General features: G+C 50.4%; 16 protein-coding genes. 11 read left to right on the forward strand and 5 right to left on the reverse strand.

The features are described from left to right. Positions 1 to 98 precede the first annotated feature (98 nt). Positions 99 to 926, forward strand: coding sequence for a DUF2161 domain-containing phosphodiesterase (locus HP401_RS34240; protein ID WP_173607026.1), 828 nt, complete (start codon positions 99 to 101; stop codon positions 924 to 926). Between the two features lie 30 nt (positions 927 to 956). Here HP401_RS34240 and HP401_RS34245 read toward each other — a convergent pair whose 3' ends face one another. The 3 genes from HP401_RS34245 to HP401_RS34255 are packed head-to-tail and all read right to left on the reverse strand — an operon-like array spanning position 957 to position 2,763. Continuing rightward, on the reverse strand, positions 957 to 2,162 hold the full coding sequence (locus tag HP401_RS34245; RefSeq protein ID WP_173607027.1) for an NAD(P)/FAD-dependent oxidoreductase: 1,206 nt from the start codon (positions 2,160 to 2,162) through the stop codon (positions 957 to 959). Further along, on the reverse strand, positions 2,159 to 2,494 hold the full coding sequence (locus tag HP401_RS34250; RefSeq protein WP_015892810.1) for a (2Fe-2S)-binding protein: 336 nt from the start codon (positions 2,492 to 2,494) through the stop codon (positions 2,159 to 2,161). Before HP401_RS34250 ends, HP401_RS34245 begins: the two co-directional genes overlap by 4 nt. Continuing rightward, positions 2,491 to 2,763 carry a (2Fe-2S)-binding protein gene (locus tag HP401_RS34255; protein ID WP_041749592.1) on the reverse strand — a complete coding sequence of 91 codons (273 nt, stop codon included), beginning with the start codon at positions 2,761 to 2,763 and terminating at the stop codon, positions 2,491 to 2,493. Before HP401_RS34255 ends, HP401_RS34250 begins: the two co-directional genes overlap by 4 nt. Before the next feature lie 149 nt (positions 2,764 to 2,912). Here HP401_RS34255 and HP401_RS34260 point away from each other — a divergent pair, with 149 nt between their 5' ends. From HP401_RS34260 to HP401_RS34270, 3 genes are all read left to right on the forward strand, one after another. Next, on the forward strand, positions 2,913 to 3,980 hold the full coding sequence (locus HP401_RS34260) for a M24 family metallopeptidase (protein WP_173607028.1): 1,068 nt from the start codon (positions 2,913 to 2,915) through the stop codon (positions 3,978 to 3,980). A gap of 220 nt (positions 3,981 to 4,200) precedes the next feature. Further along, entirely contained in the window at positions 4,201 to 5,856 is a 1,656-nt protein-coding gene (locus HP401_RS34265) for a peptide ABC transporter substrate-binding protein (protein WP_173607029.1), read from the forward strand. Positions 5,857 to 5,877: 21 nt separating this feature from the next. After that, on the forward strand, positions 5,878 to 6,327 hold the full coding sequence (locus HP401_RS34270) for a type 1 periplasmic-binding domain-containing protein (RefSeq protein WP_173607030.1): 450 nt from the start codon (positions 5,878 to 5,880) through the stop codon (positions 6,325 to 6,327). A gap of 351 nt (positions 6,328 to 6,678) precedes the next feature. On the opposite strand, the gene HP401_RS34275 is transcribed toward HP401_RS34270, so the two are convergent. Then, complete coding sequence (locus HP401_RS34275; RefSeq protein WP_173607031.1) at positions 6,679 to 6,882, reverse strand: hypothetical protein; 204 nt, start codon at positions 6,880 to 6,882, stop codon at positions 6,679 to 6,681. Between the two features lie 44 nt (positions 6,883 to 6,926). Beyond that, positions 6,927 to 8,627 (reverse strand): sigma-54 interaction domain-containing protein, encoded by a 1,701-nt coding sequence (locus HP401_RS34280; RefSeq protein ID WP_173607032.1) that lies wholly within the window; start codon positions 8,625 to 8,627, stop codon positions 6,927 to 6,929. Positions 8,628 to 8,822: 195 nt separating this feature from the next. Here HP401_RS34280 and HP401_RS34285 point away from each other — a divergent pair, with 195 nt between their 5' ends. From HP401_RS34285 to HP401_RS34315, 7 genes are all read left to right on the forward strand, one after another. Next, positions 8,823 to 10,016 carry an NAD(P)/FAD-dependent oxidoreductase gene (locus tag HP401_RS34285; RefSeq protein ID WP_173607033.1) on the forward strand — a complete coding sequence of 398 codons (1,194 nt, stop codon included), beginning with the start codon at positions 8,823 to 8,825 and terminating at the stop codon, positions 10,014 to 10,016. Further along, entirely contained in the window at positions 10,013 to 11,038 is a 1,026-nt protein-coding gene (locus HP401_RS34290; protein WP_173607034.1) for a 4-hydroxyproline epimerase, read from the forward strand. The genes HP401_RS34285 and HP401_RS34290 overlap by 4 nt, the downstream gene beginning before the upstream one ends. 33 nt (positions 11,039 to 11,071) lie before the next feature. After that, the gene (locus HP401_RS34295; protein ID WP_142498653.1) at positions 11,072 to 11,956 is read left to right on the forward strand and encodes a dihydrodipicolinate synthase family protein; all 885 of its coding nucleotides are present in this window, start codon (positions 11,072 to 11,074) and stop codon (positions 11,954 to 11,956) included. A 14-nt stretch (positions 11,957 to 11,970) separates the two neighbouring features. Continuing rightward, a complete protein-coding gene (locus tag HP401_RS34300; protein WP_173607035.1) occupies positions 11,971 to 13,410 on the forward strand; it encodes an aldehyde dehydrogenase family protein in 1,440 nt (479 codons plus the stop codon). 43 nt (positions 13,411 to 13,453) lie between these two features. Continuing rightward, complete coding sequence (locus HP401_RS34305; RefSeq protein ID WP_173607036.1) at positions 13,454 to 14,458, forward strand: proline racemase family protein; 1,005 nt, start codon at positions 13,454 to 13,456, stop codon at positions 14,456 to 14,458. Positions 14,459 to 14,611: 153 nt separating this feature from the next. Then, positions 14,612 to 14,977, forward strand: coding sequence for a YisL family protein (locus tag HP401_RS34310; protein ID WP_173607037.1), 366 nt, complete (start codon positions 14,612 to 14,614; stop codon positions 14,975 to 14,977). 160 nt (positions 14,978 to 15,137) lie between these two features. Next, entirely contained in the window at positions 15,138 to 21,692 is a 6,555-nt protein-coding gene (locus HP401_RS34315) for a carboxypeptidase regulatory-like domain-containing protein (RefSeq protein ID WP_173607038.1), read from the forward strand. The last annotated feature ends 15 nt before the right edge of the window (positions 21,693 to 21,707 follow it).

A 21,707-nucleotide genomic window follows, 5' to 3' on the forward strand; every position in this document is an offset into this window, starting at 1 on the left:
CATTCTTAGCAATCATGCGTATTCAGTTTTGAAGGAATAACGAAGAAAGGAGTCAATCCACTGGATTGGCTCTTTTTCCTATAAGAGAAGGGGAGCACATGGAACCGAAAGCAGAGAAAAAATATGAAGCTGACATGTACGAACCGATTCGAAATTATTTTGTCGCGCAAGGATATGACGTTTTTGGCGAGGTCAAGCATTGCGATTTAACAGCCATGAAAGGCGAGGAACTGATCATTGTTGAATTTAAGCGCAACCTAAGTGTGGAATTGCTCATACAGGCAACCAAGCGGCAACGCTATACCGATTTTGTTTATATGGCAATTCCGAAGCCCAAATACAAATTGTTTTCGAAAAAATGGCAAGATATATGCTACTTGGTTAGACGTCTTGAGCTCGGTCTTATTCTCGTGTCCTTTCCAAAAAGAGGGCCCGCAGTCATGGAAGTGAATATTGCACCGGGACCGTTTGATCGGGTAAAAAGCAAGCAATTCAATCAAAAAAAGCGAAACCGCATCATTGAAGAGATGCGGGGAAGATACGGCGATTACAATGTTGGCGGCAGTTATCAAACCAAGCTCATGACGGCCTACAAGCAGATCTGCATTCAAATCGCGACGTTGCTTCAGCAGTATGGGCCGTTATCGCCTAAACTACTTAAGAGTAAAGGGGCAGGGGAGAAAACTTCGTCGATTCTTATCCAAAATCATTATGGGTGGTTTACTCGTGTGCAACGAGGGCTGTATGCGATCACGCCGACAGGAGAGAGAGAAATCGCGGAGTACCCTGAGCTCATTGCTTACTATCAAGAACAAGCGGAGGAAATACACGGTACACTTACTCTAGGCTCAGAGTTGCCATCTTCATCAACTACCAAAGCACAAACCAGAAAGAAAAAACAAAGGCAGCCTGCCGTGAAAGAATGACAGGCTGCCTTTTCCTATGAAAAGAATCAATTAGTGTGCGATCCATTCTGCTGTCATTTGCCCTACCAGTGCACGTCCAGCCACAATGTCTGGATGGAACTGAATCGTTGCGTTTTGGCGGACGATTTTCACCTGCTGAATGGCATCCGATAATGGTTGTTCATTTGTTAGCTTTCCCTGAGCTTTTGCGATAGAAAGTCCAGCGGCCGTGCCTTGAGCTATTGCCACTTTGGCACTTTCAATTCCCGTGATATTGCCGGCAACATAGAGTCCGGGGAGTGGTGTTCGCATGCTTTCATTGTGTAAGGGGACATGCCCGCCCAAGGAGGGAACGTAGGCAAAGGGGCACCCGGCAATCGCTGCTAATTCGGCAAGTGGACTTAATCCGCCTGCGATACAGACGAAATCAGCTGGAATGACTTGTTCGGTTCCAGCTATGGGTGAACCATCGGCTGCAACTCGGGCGATACGGACACCCTCGACTTGAAAGGTTCCGACGATTTCAACTGCTGCTGTTCGCAGTTGAATCGGGATGTCCCACATAGAAAACCCGTTGGAGGGGTAGAGGGACACTGCCAGTTTTTGCATCCATGGACTTCCCATCAGTTTGCTCCCCAGCCGAATCATCAAAGAAGGGGCAAGATGGGCGACGCGCAATAAGGATTGCATCACTGCTTGTGGTTGCCCTGCAGTGCCACTGACAGCCGTACTAGGTGGGAGAATCATTCGATCCACCGTAATTCCAGCTAACTGCAACTCCCGGGATATGGCCACCGATAAGATATTGATTCCAATGACAACTCCGCGCTGTCCTACTCGCACGCGCTGCACATTCGTCATGACTTGAGCCGCTCCGATGGACATCACGCCAGGTAACGTCCACCCTGGCACGGGTACAGCTGCTTCAGAAGCCCCCGTTGCGATCAGGAGCAACGGGGCTATCATTTCCCCCACTGTGGTAGAAACAATCCAGCCATTTTGAGATTGGGTCAAATGGAACACGGAAACGCCGCAACGCATCTCTACGCCAAGCCCAATCGCTTCTTGCGTGAGACGAGCAGCCTCATCCAGTCCATTCCACCACACACCGTCCGGTTCTTCGTGAAGCTGTCCAAGCAAGCGGCCCCCAGGGCGATAAAACTCATCGACTACACGAACAGCCAATCCCTGCCTTGCACTAGCAATTGCTGCGGATAAGCCCGCGGGTCCAGCCCCGATGATGAGAAGGTCGATCATGCACCATGCCCTCCTTTTTTCAAGGGCGTAGGAAGGAGAGAACCCGCATTTACTTGCATGCCTTCCTGCACAAGCGTCATACAAGCACGCACGGTTGGAACACCGTCTACATGGACGCGACATTCATAGCAGTGACCAATATTGCAGTAAATTCCTCGTGGTGTTCCTTTTTCCTCGTGCACCCGAAGCGTACGGACCCCTGCGGCCAATAGGGCTCCCGCAATCGTTTCGCCTTCGTAAGCCGTATAGACAGAGCCGTTATAATAAAAAGGAAGCTGCTTTCTGTCCCCGAGTGAACCGAGGACCGGATGGTGATCAATTCGTTGATTCATGCCCGTTGCCCCCCAAGCGTTTGAAATGAGACAGGACGGATAGGCGGTTGGTATCCAAGAGGTACAGTATGAGAAGGCACTTGGCCAGTTACTTGCTGAATGACCTGATCGATCAATGTACGGCAGGTTCTCCCACCGCAGCAGCCCATGCCGGCTCTGGTTCGTAGCTTCAGCTCGCGTGCGGTACATTGGTAGGTTTGGGCGGTCTCTACCAATTCAGCGAGAGTTACTTCTTCACAACGGCAGATAATCAATGGATGCGATTCCATGATGATGCCTCCTTTCATTCATGCTTGATGAAAAATGCAAGTGTCGTGCCATGGGAAAGAGACGGAGATCGTCCTGGCTGGCACAATACTTGCTGAATATTCTCAAAGAGATAGCCCATTCACGACAAAACAAAAGAGGGATGATAGAGATGGAAAAAGTAACAAGACTGCGTGAGCAATTCGATTCAATGGGGATTGACGGGATGTTGATCACCAATGGACAAAACCGCCGATACCTCACAAACTTTACAGGTACATACGGAGTTGTCCTCATTTCCAGGGACCAGGCCAAGCTCTTCACAGATTTCCGTTACACAGCCCAAGCGCAAGCACAAGCAACGGGGTTTGAGATCGTTTATTTGCCGACAAAAGAATCCGTTTACAGCGAAGTAGCGCGTCAAGCGGAAGCGATGGGCATCAACCATCTCGGCTTTGAGGAGGAGAATGTCTCGTTTGCCTTACATCGTAAATACAGCGAGGCCGTCCAAACAGCATTCATTCCGACATCAGGTGTCATTGAGGGATTACGGATGATAAAGACAAAGGAAGAACTGGCGATCATCCGAACGGCTGCGCAAATCGCTGATGCGGCATTTTCCCATATAATTTCATTCCTGCGTCCTGGTATCACAGAGCTCGCGGTGTCTAATGAATTGGAAATGTTCATGCGAAAGGAAGGGGCGTTGGGCTCTGCTTTTGACATCATTATTGCTTCTGGCTATCGTTCCGCACTTCCTCATGGCGTAGCGAGTGAAAAAACGATTGAAGCGGGCGATATGGTCACGATGGACTTTGGTGCATTGTACCAAGGATATCGCTCAGATATTACCCGTACGGTTGTGGTTGGCACTCCTGATGAACAGCTCAAAGCCATCTACGAGATCGTTTTGGAAGCACGCAATCGGGCTGTTGCAGGCATTCGTCCTGGTATTACCGGGAAAGAGGCAGACGCCTTCGCACGGGACTACATCACGGAGCACGGTTATGGCGAGCGTTTTGGACATGGAATGGGGCATGGAGTGGGCCTCGATATTCATGAGGAGCCGTTTATGTCCACATGTTGCACCGCTGTTCTCCAAGAAGGCATGATTTTGACCGTAGAGCCGGGGATTTATATCCCAGAGCTTGGTGGAGTCCGTATCGAAGACGATCTGGTTGTCACAGAGAGCGGCAATGAGGTGCTTACACATTCACCGCGCGAATTGATCATTTTATAAATCGAGAGACAAAGTCTTGGCCGAGTAAGTGGGCTAAGGCTTTTTTTGTCTAACAGCAGTGTCTAAGATTTGAAACACGACAAGTAATACCGTGTACAAAAAACTTTACAACAATCAACGCTAGAACGAAGCTACTGCCGCTTTCATTTTTGGCACATCTTTTGCATTCTGATAATTCTGAAAACCAACACATAACGACTGAATAATGGGGGTTGATCCAATGAAAAAAAGTGTGTTCGCGGTAATGAGTAGCGTAGCAGTCATGGGATTAGCGTTGGCAGGATGTGGAGGAGGACAGCCAGCCGAGCAAGCAGTACAGAGTGGACAGTCGAGTACGCAGCCAGCACCTGCCACCACGGCTAAAGAACCAGCAAAAGCACAAGTCCTCCGCTGGAATCTTCACTCCGAACCACCTACAGCTGATCCTGGACTTGCGGAAGACACGACTTCTGCTGCCATCGTTAAAGCAGTTTTTGATGGACTGACACGCATCGGGCCTTCGGGCAAGCCAGAGGAAGCAGTAGCCGAGAAGATTGAAGTATCGAGTGATATGAAAACATACACCTTCAAGCTGAGAGACTCCAAGTGGAGCAACGGAGAACCAGTAACATCTCACGATTTCGAATACGCGTGGAAGCGAGCTCTCGATCCGAAGACAGCGTCGAATTACGCCTATCAGCTCTATTACATCAAGAATGCGGAGAAGGCCAACAAAGGGACTGGCAGCTTGAATGATGTCGGCGTAAAAGCATTGGACGACAAGACCCTCCAAGTAGAGTTGACGAATCCAACTCCGTTTTTTCTGGAGCTAACGGCCTTCCAAACTTATTTCCCGGTAAATAAAAAGGTAATCGAGACCGGTGAAAAATGGGCCGGAGATGCTAAAACACACGTAGGAAATGGTCCTTTCAAAATGGAGTCATGGGAACACAAAAGCAAAATGGTACTTGTGAAAAACGACAACTACTGGGACAAAGAGCGTGTCAAGCTGGACAAGATCGAGTTCTCGATGGTGGAGGATGAAAACACAGAGCTGTCCATGTTCGAAAATGGCGAGATTGATTGGGCAGGCAGTCCGTTAAGCTCGCTGCCAACAGATGCGATGCCAGCGCTTAAAGACAGCGGAAAGCTGCAAGTGAAGCCTGTCGGTGCTACCTACTGGTACAAGTTCAATACAGAGAAACCCCCGTTCAATAACGTGAAGATTCGGAAAGCCTTTGCCTACGCCATTAACCGTCAAATCTTGATCGACAACGTACTCCAAGCGAATCAGCAGCCAGCGATGGCAGCAGTTCCTCCGACAATGGGACTCAATACGGGCGGTTATTTCAAAGACAATGATCAAGAGACAGCCAAAAAGCTGTTAGAGGAAGGGATGAAAGAGCTGGGCATTTCTAAACTGCCACCGATTAAGCTCAGCTACAACACGTCCGAAGGGCATAAAAAGATCGCAGAAGCGATTCAGGACCAATGGCGCCAAAACCTTGGAGCAGATGTGAAGCTGGAAAATCAGGAATGGAAGGTGTACCTCGAGACCATGCACGAGGGCAACTATCAGGTCGGGCGTCTCGGCTGGTCGGGTGACTTCAACGACCCGATCAACTTTCTGGAGCTGTTCAAGGAAAAGGACGGAGGAAACAATGACACGCGTTGGGAGAATCCGAGATTCAAAGAGCTGTTGAATCAATCCGCCACTGAGAGTGATCCGGAAAAGCGTAAGGCGATTCTACGTGAAGCCGAGCAAGTCATGATGGATGAAATGCCGATTATGCCGATCTACTTCTATACACATACATGGGTGAAGAATGACAAGGTAAAAGGAATCTTCCAGGATGGTCTAGGGGCAATCGACTGGAAATGGACATCAATCGAATAATATTCGAATGGGGGATGGGCAATGAAAAAATGGGGAAGTGTGATAGTCAGTGGTGCAATTTTCCTAGTAACTGGTAATAACGCAACGGATGGAAAAGACATGCAAAACGCTATTGAAAAGGCTGTCAAAAAAATAAATGACAGCAGTGGAGTGATTGGAAAAAAATTGAAGACTGAAGTAGCTGATGATGGCTGCGATCCAAAAATAGCGACGACAGCATCCAACTCAGCCAAATTACCCGCTCAAGGCTATGACACCCTCTTTTTGATCAATGGCCTAACCCCAGATCAAGCACAAACCGCAGCAGATTACATGGCAGCGAGCCAAGCGAAAAAAGTAGTGCTCATCCATCACAATTCTGCCTACGCCAAAGACTTGGCTGATTTTGCCAAAGCATCCGTTGAAAAATCCAGCGGTGCTGTCATTGCGTATGAAGAAATCAACCATGGAATTGATCCGTATTTTGTCTGAGGTGTTGCCGCCAAAAGAGGGGCGAAGGTTTCCTAATTTTTGTTTGCGTTGGCGTGTGTTATTTGGGTGTAAAAAGCGGCTGTAGTGGAGGGAAGAAGCGGATTTCCAGTCTACGCTTCGGCCTACGCCCCGCAAGGGGGGATTGACTGCCCGCTCCGGAATGAATGGCGGGAGCGCTTCAAACGTAGAAGTTTCGAAGAAGTATTCCATAAGTGAAGCTTAAATTCCCCGCCATTCATTCCTACGCTGGGATGGGCTCCAGAGGCGCTTGACTGGAAATCCGCTTCTTCTTACGTGGCTTCTAAAACATGATTGCAAGTCTATCCAAGAAGGAAGATGAACAACTCGTGATCATTTAGTCGTCAAAACGAACCCAAAATGCTTCACAATCATGATTCGATAACTCAAGATGATCAGCAAGCACAAGAAATCTACCATGACCAACCCCAAAAACGATTTGAAAAGCTCGATGAACGTTAACAGCTCGAAAGCCCTGTCACATGTTTGGAAGGAGACCGCCCGAACGAAGAGAGGATACAGGCGACTGGAAAACATGTGGCAGGGCTTCCCCATGCACAACCGTTGAAGGACAACATTTTTTACTTCCCCAATTTGTTATAGAGCGTGGCCCGCGATATGCCAAGTCTTTTCGCAGCGGCTTGCTTGTTGCCGTTTTCAAGCTCGATGGCTCGCAAAATGACACGGCGCTCATGCGCTTCGATTTCCTCTTGCAAGGAAAACAGATCAGGCGGAAGCTCAATCGGTACCTGTTTCGTCTGACCTTGCATGGAATAAGGCAAATCCTCTTCTTTGATAATACCGTCCGTCGCGAATACCACCAATCGTTCAATGGCATTTCGAAGTTCGCGAATGTTGCCTGGCCAGTCGTATTGAAGCAGGTTTTGCATCACATTTTGCGAGATGGCATGAATGGGACGGTTGTAACGTAAAGACAATTCATAGAGAAAAAAGTGGGCGAGCTCAATCGTATCTTCAATGCGTTCTCGTAGCGGAGGAATTTTCAGCGTCACGACATTGAGCCGATAGAACAGGTCTTGGCGAAACTTCCCTTCCTTCACTAACTCCTCCAGATTTTTATTCGTGGCAGCAAGCACGCGGAAGTCCGCCTCAATCTGCTTGGTCCCTCCGACCGAATAATACTTTTTCTCCTGAAGCACGCGAAGCAGCTTCACTTGCATATCGAGCGGCATTTCTCCTACTTCGTCGAGAAACAGCGTTCCTCCGCGAGCCAGCTCAATCATTCCTTTTTTCCCTTTTTGATCTGCACCAGAGAAGGCCCCTTTTTCGTACCCGAACAGCTCGCTTTCGAACAAAGTAGGCGAAATCGCACCGCAGTTGATGGCGATAAAGGGAGCATTGGAGCCTTCCCGCACATCATGCACGGCTTTGGCGAACAGCTCCTTGCCGACGCCGCTTTCCCCTGTGATCAAGACGGTTGCTTGCGTAGCGCTGAGCTTTTGGATCATGGACTTGATATGGCGAATGGGGAGACTCGTTCCCTTGATCTGTGCAAATGGATCGGGCGTCGGACTGAGCTTTGCCATTTCCTGCTGCAAGTGATTCACTTTTTTATTGGCGTTCAACAGCTCCTGGTTCAGTCGGACTTGGCTCGTGATATCGGTTTCCGCCGCAACAGCTCCGATGATTTTGTCATGCAAATAGATCGGATTCGTATTGATGAGAACGACGAGATCCTCCCGCGGCTGATGCTGATGACGGTAGAGAGACTGTCCGCTTTGCAGAGATTTGAGTGTTTCAAGCATTTCGAGCGGGAAAAATTTGGTGATCGGGTGACCAATCGTTTCTTTTGCTTTCAAGGAAAAGATTCGTTCTGCGCCTTCTGTCCAAACCATCACACGCGCTTTTTCATCGATGACGGATATGGATGCATCCATGGTCTTAATCATCGTTTCGAAATACGCTTCCAAAATCTCATACGAGGAAAAAATGGCTTGTATGACGGCACCTCGATGAAGGTAGCCGACAGGGACTCCAGGCTGTTTTTCGATTAGGAGATAGTTGTGAGTAGCTAGCAGGCGGATGGCATCGGCCAATGTTGAATCCTGTGTCGTCACAGCAGCTGCTTCCCAAGGGGCATGTGTACAATCGATCGTCAAATTGGCGGTGAGATGAGAGGCATCGGCGACATACCAGCTGGTTTGACGCTGGGCAAATACAGGAACGGTTTCGTTCAATTGAGGCGGGAGAAGCTCTTGATCGTTGAAAATCCGCATGTTTGTCTGGATCAATTCGGTTAAGGCAGGAAGTTTGTGATTCAACTCGATCATCCCTTTTTAAAGAGGTAGTTCAAGTGTATAAAATTTTGAACATTTTCTCAATTATTATACAGTCGCCCACTCAATTGTCAAAGAATTTAGACGAAATATTTTGGAGATCTTGCTTGGAACAATTGGCATGGCTTTTGCAAAAAGAGAGTAAGCAAGTAGCAGAATACGCATTTGAGGAGAATCAGCATGACAGTACAAACCCATGCGCAGATTGCAGTAATCGGCGGTGGTATCATCGGCGCGGCGATTGCGTATTACGCTGCGAAGGCTGGATTGGATGTCGTTGTCCTGGAAAAAGGCGAGCTAGCATCAGGGACATCCTCACGCTGTGACGGGAATATTTTAGCGATCGACAAGGACCCCGGCTTTGACAGTCAGATGTCCCTGAAAAGTCAGATGCTCGTTGATCAGCTAAGCCGGGAGCTGGACCATACGTTTGAATATCGGGCACCGGGGAGTATTCTCGTCTGCGAATCAGAGGCTGAGATGGAAGCCGCTCATCAATGGGTGCGACGGCAAAAAGAAGCAGGATTGCCGTTTCGGATGCTGGATAGGGCGGATATTCGTCAGGAGTCGCCTTACTTTGCCGACGACTTGCTGGGAGGCTTGGAGTGTGCCACCGATTCTACCGTCAATCCGTACATGCTGACCTTTGCCCTGTTTGAAGGAGCGAAAAAGCATGGGGCGAGGATCATGCGCCGTACTGAGGTCAAGTCGCTCAGACGTGATCAGGCGACGGGAACGTTTCATATCGGGCTTGGTACAGGCAGCATGACAGCCAAGCAGGTCGTCAACGCCGCGGGGGTGTGGGCGCCAGTTATTGGCAAAATGGTCGGGGTGGATATTCCGATCGTTCCGCGCAAAGGGCATTTGATCGTCGCCTCGAGACAGATGCCTGTCGGTGTGCGAAAGGTGATGGAATTCGGCTATCTCATCTCGAAGTTTGGCGGCGTGCGACAAGTAGACGAGGAGACAGAGAAGTACGGAGTCGCGCTCGTATTTGAACCGACAGAAAGCCAAAACTTCTTGATTGGTTCCAGTCGTCAGTTCGCAGGCTTTGATACACAGATTGACCTGAATGTCGTCAGGTGTATGGCGAGAAGAGCACTGCGCTTTTATCCGAAGATCGCCGACTTCGCTATCATCCGCACCTATTGCGGTTTGCGCCCGTGGACTGAGGATCACTTGCCAATTATTTCTCGCGTAGAGGAAGTACCCGGTTACTTTATCGCGGCTGGTCATGAAGGAGATGGAATCAGTCTGGCTGCGGTCACAGGCAAGCTGGTGTCCGAGATGCTAGTCGATCAGACAGACACCATCATTCCGACAGAGCCGTTGCGCTTGGATCGTTTTACGAAAAAAGGAGTGTTGCATCCATGAAAGCAACGAGGGTGTTTACCACCATTGACACGCATACCGGGGGAAACCCTACCCGCACGGTAATCAGTGGTCTGCCAAAGCTTACCGGAACCACGATGGGAGAAAAAATGCTCCAGATGAAGGCCGAGTACGACTGGATTCGCACGTTTTTGATGTATGAGCCGCGCGGGCATGATGTGATGTCCGGGGCCTTGATCGTTGATCCGTGCCATCCGGATGCAGATGTAGGGGTCATCTATATCGAGACAGGCGGATACTTGCCGATGTGTGGCCACGATACGATCGGTCTATGTACCGCGCTGGTGGAGACAGGTATGATCCCTGTGACCGAGCCGGTGACAAAGCTTACGCTCGATACGCCGGCAGGATTGGTCGAGGTAGACATACAGGTAGAGGGAGGGAAAGCCAAGGAAGTATCGTTTGTAAACATTCCGGCCTTCCTCTATCAAAAAGATGTGACTGTAGAAGTAGAAGGGATTGGAGTCGTGACCTGCGATATTGCGTACGGTGGAAACTTTTATGCCATCACAGATGCACGCAAGCTCCATCTCGAACTGACGCCAGCCCATGCATCCACCATTGTTGATACGGCCGTTGCGATTCGAAAAGCGATGAATCAGGTCATGGAGATCGTTCATCCAGAGAAGCCGTTTATACGCGGATTGACCCATGTGGAGTTCTATACGGCCCCTGACAATCCAGCAGCGGATGTGAAAAATACCGTCGTCGTACCGCCGGGTGGAATAGACCGATCGCCATGTGGAACGGGCACGTCCGCCAAGCTGGCTACCTTGTTTGCCAAAGGAGAGATCGGGATAGACGAACCGTTTGTACATGAGAGCATCGTCGGTTCTCTGTTTACAGGAAGAGTACTGCAGGTGACGGAGGAAGGCGGGCTTCCTGCTGTCATCACCCGAATTGCAGGCTCAGCCTGGCTGATGGGCAAGCATACGATTTTTTATAATCCGGAAGACGAGCTGGCGAATGGCTTTTTGCTCATCCCAGCGGCAACTGATCACTAAAACAAAGCCCAAAATGGGAGAGGAGAATGAAAAATGGCAAGATTTGAAGGAGTGTACGTGGCGATTGTCACGCCGTTTACAAACGATTATGAGGTGGATTACAAGCGTTTGGCGGAATTGTGTGACTGGTTGATTCAGGAGGGCGTAGACGGACTGGTTCCGTCCGGTTCACTGGGGGAATACGCGACGATGACAGGAGAAGAGCGGGCTAAAGTTATTCATACCGTGATTGCTGCCGCAAAAGGTCGAGTCCCGGTGGTCGTAGGCTCTGCTGCTCCGTCTACCCGTCAAGCAGTGGAATGGGTGCAATTCTCCAAGGATGCGGGAGCTGCAGGCGTGATGGCTTTGCCTCCGATTAACTACAAGCCATTGGAAAATGAAGTATTTGCCCACTACGAGGCACTGAACACCGTCGGTCTGCCGATCATTGCCTATAACAATCCTCACGACTACAAAATCGACCTGACACCGGACATTTTGGCAAGATTGGCGAAGTTCGAAAATATCGTCGCTGTGAAAGAATTCTCCGGTGATGTACGCCGCATGCAGGACATTCTCGCTCAGACAGACCTGGAAGTCATGGTCGGTGTAGATGATCTCGTCATGGAGGGTGGCTTGATCGGGGCGACAGGCTGGATTTCGGGTGTGCCGAATGCGCTACCTAAAGAAGGGGTGGAGCTGTTCCGTCTGGCACGGGCAGGCAAGCTCGGTGAAGCACAAGCGCTTTATCGTCGTTTGTTGCCACTGTTCCACTATGATGCAAGTCCACAGCTGGTACAGTCGATTAAATACATGATGGAGCTGGCGAATTTCCCTGTAGGACCGACTCGTCCGCCGCGTCTACCGCTGACTGAAGAATACTACGCAGGTATTAAAAAGGCATTTGACTACGCTGTCGGCGCTGCAAGTGGACGATAAGGGGGATGGGCAAAATGCAAAGCAAAAACTGGATTGGCGGCGAATGGATGACGCCGTCAGGGAAGGAACTAACCGTCAAAAACCCGTCGCGTATCACAGAAGAAGTCGGCGTTCTGCATCTATCTGATCGGTCACATGTTTTTGCCGCTGCACTGGCAGCCCGTGCGGCACAGATCGGCTGGGCAAAACAAACGGGTGCGGCTCGTGGCGAAATCCTTTTTCAAATGGCAGCCGCATTAGAGGCAAATGCAGACAGCTTGGCACAGCTGGCAAGCCGGGAAATGGGCAAGCAGCTTGGTGAGATGCGCGGAGAAGTGGCGCGTGGGGTCAGTCTGTTGCGCTATTATGCCGGAGAAGGGATGCGTTCCAACGGCAACCTGATTCCTTCTTCAGATACGAACGTGCTGCAATACAGCCGTCGTGTCCCGCTCGGAGTTGTGGCGGTCATCACACCATGGAACTTCCCTGTCGCGATCCCGATCTGGAAGATCGCCCCTGCACTCATTTGCGGGAACACGGTTATCTGGAAGCCAGCGGAAAATGGTTCACTCACGGCGACACGACTAGCTGAAATATTGGCAGAAACAAAGCTGCCTGCGGGTGTGCTGAATCTGGTGATTGGCAAGGGCCGGGAGATCGGCAACACACTCACGAATGAAGCCGAAGTCGATGCCGTCAGCTTTACGGGTTCATCGGAAACAGGCAGACAGATTGCCATCGCATGCGCGGGTCGGAACGTCAAATATCAAACTGAAATGGGCGGAAAAAATGCGGCAGTCGTTTTGGCTGATGCCGATTTGGATAAAACGATTCCGATATTGCTCAGCGGCGCGTTTCGATCGGCTGGTCAAAAATGTACGGCTACCAGCAGGATCATTGTCGAAAAAGCGATCTACCAGCCACTTGTTGAGCGATTGCAATCGGCTATGGAGACATGCCGGGTAGGAGATGCCAGCGATCTGGAAGCGTATTTGGGGCCAGTTGCCTCGGCTGCACAGTATGAGACGGTTGGGCAATACATTGCCTTGGCGAAAGATGAAGCGACAGTCATTGCCCAGAGCCCCTCCTATGCAAAAGAGGAGCAAGGCTATTACATCCGTCCCCGAATTGTTGAGGGTGTCGCTGCTAATCATCGCCTTGTTCAGGAGGAAGTGTTCGGACCATTGGCTGTGCTTTTGACAGCAGACGGTTTTGAAGAGGCGGTGGAGCTGTGCAACCAGTCTGTATACGGTCTGAGTGCTTCGCTATTCACCCGAGATTTGGCGAGTGCCCATCGTTTCTTGGACGTGGCGCAGGCGGGCATGGTTCGGGTCAATCAGGAGACGGCAGGTGTGGAATACCAGGCTCCATTTGGCGGCATGAAGCTATCCAGCTCACATACACGAGAGCAGGGTCAGGCGGCGCTTGATTTCTACAGTACGACGAAAACATGCGCGATCAAATACGCGTGGTGATCTAGCAAGCTTTTCGCCAATCGCATAAAAAGGTGAGGATGTCATGCACATCAATCAGTTGTTTACGACGATCGAGGCCCATACCGGTGGGGAACCGCTGCGTATCATAACAGGCGGCATTCCGCCGCTTGCGGGCGAGACGATTTTGGAGAAGAGACGATACTTTCGGGAGGAGCTGGACCATATCCGGCGGGTACTCATGTATGAACCGCGCGGCCATCATGGGATGTACGGATGTGTCATGACAGAGCCCGTCAGCCCAGATGCGGCATTTGGAGTGCTGTTCATGCATAATGAGGGCTACAGTACTATGTGCGGGCATGGAATCATTGCAGTTGTGACCGCTGCGATTGAGACTGGAATCCTTCGGCTGGAAGGTCCGACAGAGCGAATTGTGATTGACAGTCCGGCAGGAACAATTATTGCACACGCCACTGTGAAAGAATCGCTGGTCCATTCCGTCTCGTTTGAAAATGTCCCTTCCTTTGTTTTGGCACATGACGTTCCCATTGAATGGGGAGGACGTACTTTTTCTGTGGACATTTCTTTTGGCGGCGCATTTTATGCAGTCGTACAGGCGGAAGATATCGGGGTTCAGGTGGAAATGGAGCAATTGGCCGAGCTGCAAGAATGGGGCAGACGAATCAAGGAACAAATCGAGGCGAAAATGGAGGTCGTTCATCCGTTGGAGCCTGAGCTCAAAGGAATTTACGGGGTGATTATCTCGGATAAGCCGAGAGTGGAAGGATCGGATCTGCGCAACGTGACGATTTTCGCCGATAAGCAGGTCGATCGCTCCCCATGCGGTACAGGTACTGCGGCTCGCGTAGCCACCTTGCATGCGCGAGGCAAGCTTGCTCTTGGAGAATCGTTTGTCCATGAAGGAATTGTCGGGAGCCAGTTTATCGGCAAGGTGGTAGCAACAACCCAGGTGGGAAGCTATCCGGCTGTCATTCCGAGCATAGAAGGCAAGGCGTTCATCACAGGTCTGCATCAATTTGTCGTTGACCCTACGGACCCGCTGAAAGATGGATTTTTACTGCGATAGGATCGTTTGCTAGAAAACAAGAGGTTGCCGATCACAGGCAGCCTCTTGTTCATCCCAAAAAAGCCTAGTCACAATACTGCCACGCATTGGGGCATCAGCATTTTTTCCCTTCTTCTGGTATAATGGACAAGATTGAATTTAGGAGTAAAGGGGTTGAATTTTTTGCCGTACAAAGCGTTAATTGAAGCGCATGTGGGTAGCTGGGAAGTTGCATTCGTGCTCTTGATCGTTGCCTACATTCTGTATCGCGTGGGCAAAGCAAAAGCAGGCAAGATCGTACATATGCTGCTCAGACTCATGATGGTCATCATTCTTGTATCGGGAGCTTGGATGCTTTTCGTGGGTCACGCAACAGATTTCTATTACTACGTGAAGGGCATTATCGCGGTTATCGCCTTTGGTTTGATGGAAATGTCCCTGGGCAAAGCAAGGAGACATGAAGGCAGCATCGGCTTCTTCATCGGCTGTATTGTCGTTTTGGTGCTGGTTATTCTGCTTGGCTATCGCGTATTAATGTAAGATAGGCAATACGGAAAGGAAGAGGGTTTCCTCGCAAGAAATATTTGCGGGCGAAAGCCCTTTTTTTATTTGGACGGGCACAGACAAGCCAATTAGCAAAGAGAGCTGGGGCCATATCACTCTATGCACATATGTTAGGGGGAGAGGTGAGGAAAGAAAAATGGCCTATCCGTCTGACAGTCAATTCATCCCGTTTATGCTCGGGGGAAGTCCATTCGGAGACGTCCCGAACGATGAAAGTCCCGGCTCTGCTGACATAGTAGGAAACACTACGTTTCCCGTTGCCTTTTTGGCTTATGATGGAACGTATCTCTACTTTCGGCTGCGAGTCAATGAAGATCCAAGAAATTCGCAAAAAACAGGGTTTCAAAACTTTGCTTGGGGATATTTGATCAATACAACCGGAGTGGCTGGCACATACCAATGGATGTTGGGCGTGCAAGGCTTGCGCAATCGTGTTGCCTTGATTCAAAACACCATTGTTGAACTTAACTCCTGGAACGATCCGGCAGAGGGCACAAACGGCAGTGGAGCACCCAACTGGCAAGCGCCGATTATCAATTTTGACACGGCTCGTGTGCGGCTGACGAATGACGGCTCTAATTTTAGCGGCACTCCTGATTACTTCATCGATCTCGTCATGCCAGCTGCTACTTTTTTTTCCACGATCGGTGTTACCTCCCTTACTTCCATTCGCTTCCTCCCTTTTACCTCTGCAAATGACAATAATTACAACAAAGACTCTCTGCGAATCAGTGAAGGCTTTAGCTTTGAAAATTCCTTGAGTAATACGACTACGGTGGCGACAGGAGACGTTCGGGCTAGCCTTGTCATCGATAAGCAAGTAACAGCAGGACCAACAGTGGTTACAACAGGACAACTATCGCAATGGACGGGATCGATCACTGTCACCAATACCGGGAAGAGCCAGGCAACGACAGTTGTTGTCAACGATTTGATCGAGCTGGATCAGGTAACGGCTTTTACGGTGAACGCAACAAGTATCGGCTCTGTCATCTACAATCCCCTCACGAAGGTGCTCAGCTGGACGATTGGCAATTTGGCCGCTGGTTCTACTGCCAGCTTGTCATTTGCGGTCAGTGGGGTTTTCGCGGTCTCTCCCGGCGGAACACGGCGATTAAACACAGCGACAGTCACTGGCGTAGACAGCTTTTCTGGCAGGACGCTTTCTCCTGTTCAGGATAATATTGTCATCACGGTTAACTTGGCTGGTAGTGTGGCTGGCGTGGTGCTTGACCAGTCCACGAACTTGCCTGTAGCTGGTGCGCAGGTCGCGCTATATGATTCGATTCCCGTATTAATCGGAACGACGACGACAAACACAGATGGTGCCTATTCGTTTACTGGATTGGCTCCTGGTCTGTATTCTGTGTCGGTGACCGCGCCGACTTATAACTCCAAAATACAATTCGTGAGCGTTTTGGCAGGGCAGACCACAAGAGCAGATATTTTGCTTCCTCCGAGTCCGGGTCAGGTGAACGGGACGATAACAGATACCGGATTGGCCCCCATCTCAGGGGCAGTGGTAAAGCTCATTAATACGACAGGCGTGACTGTAAACCAGGCAGTGACTGGGGGCGGGGGGACTTACCAGTTTACCAATGTCGTGCCGGGTGCCTACACCCTTGCAGTCAGTGCGGATACATTCCAGCCAGCAACTATTGCAATCAATGTCATTCGAGCCCAGACGACTACACAAAATGTAGCGCTCCAAACATCGGTTGCAAAGCTCTCCGGACTGGTAACAGGTCCTGGTGGCATACCGATCGCCGGGGCATTGGTGGAAGTGCTGAATCAGACAGGGATTACGTTAACGGAAACGACAACAGATGGAGCTGGCACGTATCTGCTGACCAAGCTCGCAGGAGGTATTTATCAAATCCGGGTCAGTGCCGCGGGCTTCTCCACACAATTAGCTGGAATCAGTCTGCAAGCCGGCGATGCCAAGGTACTTCATTTTTCTTTGACGACTGCATTTGGAACGGTAAGTGGAACCATTTCCGATGCGCAATCGGGTGAAGAAATCCCAAATGCGAGCATCAAGGTGGTATCTCGCTCAGGGATTGCTGTGGGAGAGACAGTAACCGACGCGAATGGAGATTACGCTTTATCCTTGCTTGGTCCGGAAAACTATGTCCTTACGGCTGCTGCAGAAGGGTATGCGGGCAAAACAGTTGGGATAGGGATCAATGCTGGAGCGACAACAGCGGTTGACCTCCAATTGGAAAAACTGGCAGGGATATTGAATGGGACTGTCTCGGACACAGGGAGCAATCCGCTTGGTAATGCTACTGTCATTGTTATGAAGGGAATTGTTCCTGTGGCGCAGACCATTACCGACAGTGCTGGCACCTTTTCCTTTCCGCACTTGGCCCCAGGCACGTATACCGTAACCGCTTCGGCTTTTGGTTATTCCACTATTGTGTTGGGGGCAACTGTACAGCCACAGGAAATATCGTCCCTTGCTTTTGTCTTACAAGCTTCTCCGGGATCAATCGCAGGACAGGTGGTCGACAGCGGCAATCAGCCGATTCAGGGTGCGGCTGTGGTCGTAAGGGATAATACGGCAGCAGGTGCTGTTGTCGCTACTGTATTGACTGATGGGAGCGGACAGTATGTGGTACCTAACTTGCTACCGCAGGCGTACGTTGTCATCGTATCTGCTGCGAATAAAACGACAGTAATCACTGGGGCAATCGTCACCACATTAACGACAACAATGGTGAATGTGCAACTGGCAGACTTGCCGGGAAGCATTTCAGGTTCGGTTTTTGATGCTACCTCTGGTCTGCCGATCACTGGTGCTTCGATAGCGGTTAGCGTGTTGAACCAAGCAGGGGCAATCGTCGCCCATGCAAATAGCGATCTGTCGGGCAATTACCAGATCACAGGGCTTGCACCCGGAGTTTATACCATTACGGCTCGTGCAACCAATTATGAAACAAACAGTGCTTCCGCTACTGTGCTTGCCAGCACAAATACGCCTGTCAGCTTGGCGTTGTTTGCGAGTCCGGGTGAGATCCAAGGGCAGGTGCTTGCTGCAGGGACACTGCAGCCGATTGCCGGTGCACAAGTAAATGCACTCGATTTCAATGGCTCCGTCGTGCATTCGGTATACAGCGATAGTCAAGGAAGCTTTGCGATCACGGGCTTGGCGCAAGGTCAATACGTCATCAGTGCTTCGGCGGATGGTTTTCAGTCCAATCATGTCGGAGCCATTGTATTCGCGAATACAACTACTCCTGTCCAGGTTCAGCTCAATCAAGATTTCGGCACAATTAACGGTACAGTAGCTCCTGTCATACCGGGAACGACCATTCAATTGTTCGATAACAATAACCTGTTGAAAGATACATTCGTTTCAGATGGAAATGGGGCATTTTCATTTTCAGGGGTCGCACCAGGCGCTTATATCCTTATCGCTACCGCTCCAAGCTACGCTGTTCAATCTGTTGGAGCGATCGTACAGCCAGGGCAGACGACCATCGTTTCCTTTACGCTTATCCCGAATCCGGGCAGTATTTCTGGAACGGTGCAAGACACAGGTATGCAGCCGATTGTCAATGCCGTTGTTCGTATTCTGGATTTGAATGAGACGACAATAGGCTTTGGTTATACGGATTTAAACGGGGCCTATACAATTGGCAACCTGCCTGCCGGATCATTTGTCGTGGTGGCAAGTGCCGCCGAATATGTTACGGGCTCGGTTGGTGTTACTCTTGGACCCGGTGAAAATAAGAGCGGAGTAGACTTTGCTCTTGAGGTGAATGCAGGCGGGATTAGTGGACAGGTGACGGACGCGACGAATCCCACAGTATTCATTGCAGGCGCCGTTGTACTCATTCGTTCCATAAGTAACGGAAATGTAGTGGCTACAGCAAGCACCGACCAGACGGGTAGCTATTTGATTCAACATCTGTTGCCGGGGGCTTATACTGTCACGGTCAGTGCGCCTAGCTATGCGGATCAATCAGTAGGGGCCAATGTAGTCAGTGGAGAAACGACAGGGGCTAGTGTGGCGCTCTTGCCTTTGCCTGGGTCCATCGTGGGCAGTGTCATAAATAGCTTGGGTGTACCAGTTACGGGAAGCGAAATCAGCGTCAAGCTGTTGGATAGCAATCAAGCCGTCAAACAGAGCCTGCTCGCGAATCAATCGGGCGTATTTTTCATTGGGAGTGTTTCTCCTGGCGTTTACACCGTGATCGCATCAGCGTCTGGATATGCCGTAGGAACTATTGGCGTGATCGTTGCAGCCAATACCGCAACTCCGACGACTGTCACGTTACCTGACTTGCCAGCGGCTATTTCGGGTGTAGTGACCAATCAGATGACAGGATTCGGCATTCCGGGAAGCACCGTGCTCATTACAGATGGCCATGGCGTTGTGCTTGCTCAATTGTTGACAGATAATCAAGGCAATTTTTTGGCTGAGAAGCTTCCGCCGAGTGTTGTAAATGTAACTGTTTCTGCGCCGAACTATGTATCCGTCTCGCAGGCGGTTATTTTGCAAGGGGGCATTACCACCACCTTTCAGCAGGCATTAGTTCCCAATCCCGGAAGTTTATCCGGCGTTGTGACTGATCAGGAGACGGGTTTGCCGATCATTGGCGCAACACTAATCGTCTTCGACAGCACTCGTGCCGCTGTGGGCTCCGTTCTGACAGATGCAACGGGAAACTTTTCGCTTGATAGGCTGGCTCCTGGAGGGTACACCATCAATGTCAATGCAACTGGATATGCAAGCGATGTAGCTGGTGCACTAATACAAGCAGGGGCGGCGTCCGTACTTAGCTTTGCCTTAAACGAGTTGCCCGGTGGAATCGCTGGTACAGTGCGAGACGAAGGTACGGCTTCACCGATTGCCAGTGCGGTCATTACGGTTCGACAAGGAAGTCCGTCTGGAACGATACTGGCTATTGTCCTGACGAATGCGCAGGGTCAGTATATGGTGAGTGGACTATCTCCTGGGAGCTATACACTAATCGCAAGTGCGACGGGATTCGCTGCTGAGGCGTCAACAGCTATGGTCGGGATGGGAGCTACTACCGGTCTTGATTTTTCTTTGCCGAGTCTGCCTGCAAGTGTCACAGGAAAAATTAGTGACGCCATTCTCGCCACACCCTTGCCAAATACGCTCATCCGTTTGCTGGGCAACAATAACACGATTCTCTTTGCAACGCAGACAGACGCCCAGGGGATATACTTCATGGATGGATTTGTGGCTGGAAATTACACCATTTTGGCAAGGAACGAAAGCTATCAGAGGGAGAGTGTTTCCTTTGATGTAGCCGCTGGAGGAACAGCTACAGTCAATATCCCACTGGACCCGAACCCTGGTGATTTGCTGGGCACCGTCAGGGATGCGCTTGATGGCACGCCACTGGTAGGGGCGGAAGTATTGATCTATTTCCCTGGCACAAACAATTTGTTATCTCGGACGATTACAGACGGTCTCGGTCAGTTTAAGATCGATGGCTTGGCGCCATTAACTTATACGCTCGCGATAAGCGCTCAAAACTACACCACCCAGCCTGTTGGTGCGACGATCTTTTCCGGACAGACGACTGCGATTGATGTGGGGCTTCCTCCCTTTCCAGCTACTGTAACAGGTCAGGTACAGGCTGCTGGTGGAGCTGTCGTTCCCAATGCATTGGTACAGGTAAAGGATTCACATGGAACCTTGTTCGGCAGCGCAATTACAGATGACGTGGGCCATTTCTCAGTTGGTAACCTACCGCCTGGGACATATTTGATTAGCGCAAGTGAAGATAGCTACGCAACAGCAACACAAAGCATAACAGTGCCCGCTGGACAGACAATAAGCGGAGTTATTCTCGCGATGTCTCCTCTTCCAGGCAACATCTTCGGACAGGTGACCAATCAGTTGACGGGACTCCCGATCACAGGGGCGGCCGTTGCGATTCAGCTGTTTGCAAACGGCTTGTTTGTTGCCAACACCGTCACGAACCAGAATGGGCAATTCCAGGTGAAAGGCTTGATGGCCGGAGAGTACAATGTCATCGCAAGCGCAGATGGCTTCGGTACACATTACCGTACAGTTACGGTAGCAAGCGGGCAGACGACTGTGGCGACAGTCGAGCTATTGCCATTCGTCGGAACGATATCCGGGATTGTCCTCTTGCCAGACGGAAAGCAAGCCAGTGGGAACAATATTCAATTGTCGCTATTCCATTCAAAACAGATTCGCCTGCAAAATATCCTGGCTGAGCCGGATGGCACATTCCATTTTGTCAATGTCGCTCCGGGGACGTATACCGTTATCGGGACCATCCCGGGCATTGGTACCGGTCAGGCAGAAGCAGTCGTTTTGCCGAACCAAACAACCTTTATCATCATCCGCCTTTCTCAAACGGGTACGATACAAGGAACGGTTCGATCTGGTTTAACAGGCTTGAAAATTGCTGGAGCGACCGTATATGTGCAAACGGTAAATCAATCGAACAGAACGACTGTGGTCGTCCAAACAGACAGCTTTGGCAGGTACAAGGTGACTGGTCTTGCTCCTGGCACCTACTTGGTTGTAGCCAATGCGATGGGGAGTGGAGAAGCGAGAGGGACAGTAACACTAGGCGCAGGGGAAATCGTGACGCTCGATCTAGTTCTAGTTCCAGCAGCCATGAGTGGATCTTTTCGAGTCGCAACATGTCCGGCCATTTTATTTACCCCATTTTGATGGTTTGGAGAATTG

Source organism: Brevibacillus sp. HB2.2, from assembly GCF_013284275.1.
In the GTDB taxonomy this organism is placed as follows: domain Bacteria; phylum Bacillota; class Bacilli; order Brevibacillales; family Brevibacillaceae; genus Brevibacillus; species Brevibacillus brevis_D.

Bases quoted from the DNA above. Each gene is read 5' to 3' on its own strand.
- HP401_RS34240 (WP_173607026.1), top strand. From the start codon at position 99: ATGGAACCGAAAGCAGAGAAAAAATATGAAGCTGACATGTACGAACCG.
- HP401_RS34245 (WP_173607027.1), bottom strand. From the start codon at position 2,162: ATGATCGACCTTCTCATCATCGGGGCTGGACCCGCGGGCTTATCCGCA.
- HP401_RS34250 (WP_015892810.1), bottom strand. From the start codon at position 2,494: ATGAATCAACGAATTGATCACCATCCGGTCCTCGGTTCACTCGGGGAC.
- HP401_RS34255 (WP_041749592.1), bottom strand. From the start codon at position 2,763: ATGGAATCGCATCCATTGATTATCTGCCGTTGTGAAGAAGTAACTCTC.
- HP401_RS34260 (WP_173607028.1), top strand. From the start codon at position 2,913: ATGGAAAAAGTAACAAGACTGCGTGAGCAATTCGATTCAATGGGGATT.
- HP401_RS34265 (WP_173607029.1), top strand. From the start codon at position 4,201: ATGAAAAAAAGTGTGTTCGCGGTAATGAGTAGCGTAGCAGTCATGGGA.
- HP401_RS34270 (WP_173607030.1), top strand. From the start codon at position 5,878: ATGAAAAAATGGGGAAGTGTGATAGTCAGTGGTGCAATTTTCCTAGTA.
- HP401_RS34275 (WP_173607031.1), bottom strand. From the start codon at position 6,882: ATGTTTTCCAGTCGCCTGTATCCTCTCTTCGTTCGGGCGGTCTCCTTC.
- HP401_RS34285 (WP_173607033.1), top strand. From the start codon at position 8,823: ATGACAGTACAAACCCATGCGCAGATTGCAGTAATCGGCGGTGGTATC.
- HP401_RS34290 (WP_173607034.1), top strand. From the start codon at position 10,013: ATGAAAGCAACGAGGGTGTTTACCACCATTGACACGCATACCGGGGGA.
- HP401_RS34295 (WP_142498653.1), top strand. From the start codon at position 11,072: ATGGCAAGATTTGAAGGAGTGTACGTGGCGATTGTCACGCCGTTTACA.
- HP401_RS34300 (WP_173607035.1), top strand. From the start codon at position 11,971: ATGCAAAGCAAAAACTGGATTGGCGGCGAATGGATGACGCCGTCAGGG.
- HP401_RS34305 (WP_173607036.1), top strand. From the start codon at position 13,454: ATGCACATCAATCAGTTGTTTACGACGATCGAGGCCCATACCGGTGGG.
- HP401_RS34315 (WP_173607038.1), top strand. From the start codon at position 15,138: ATGGCCTATCCGTCTGACAGTCAATTCATCCCGTTTATGCTCGGGGGA.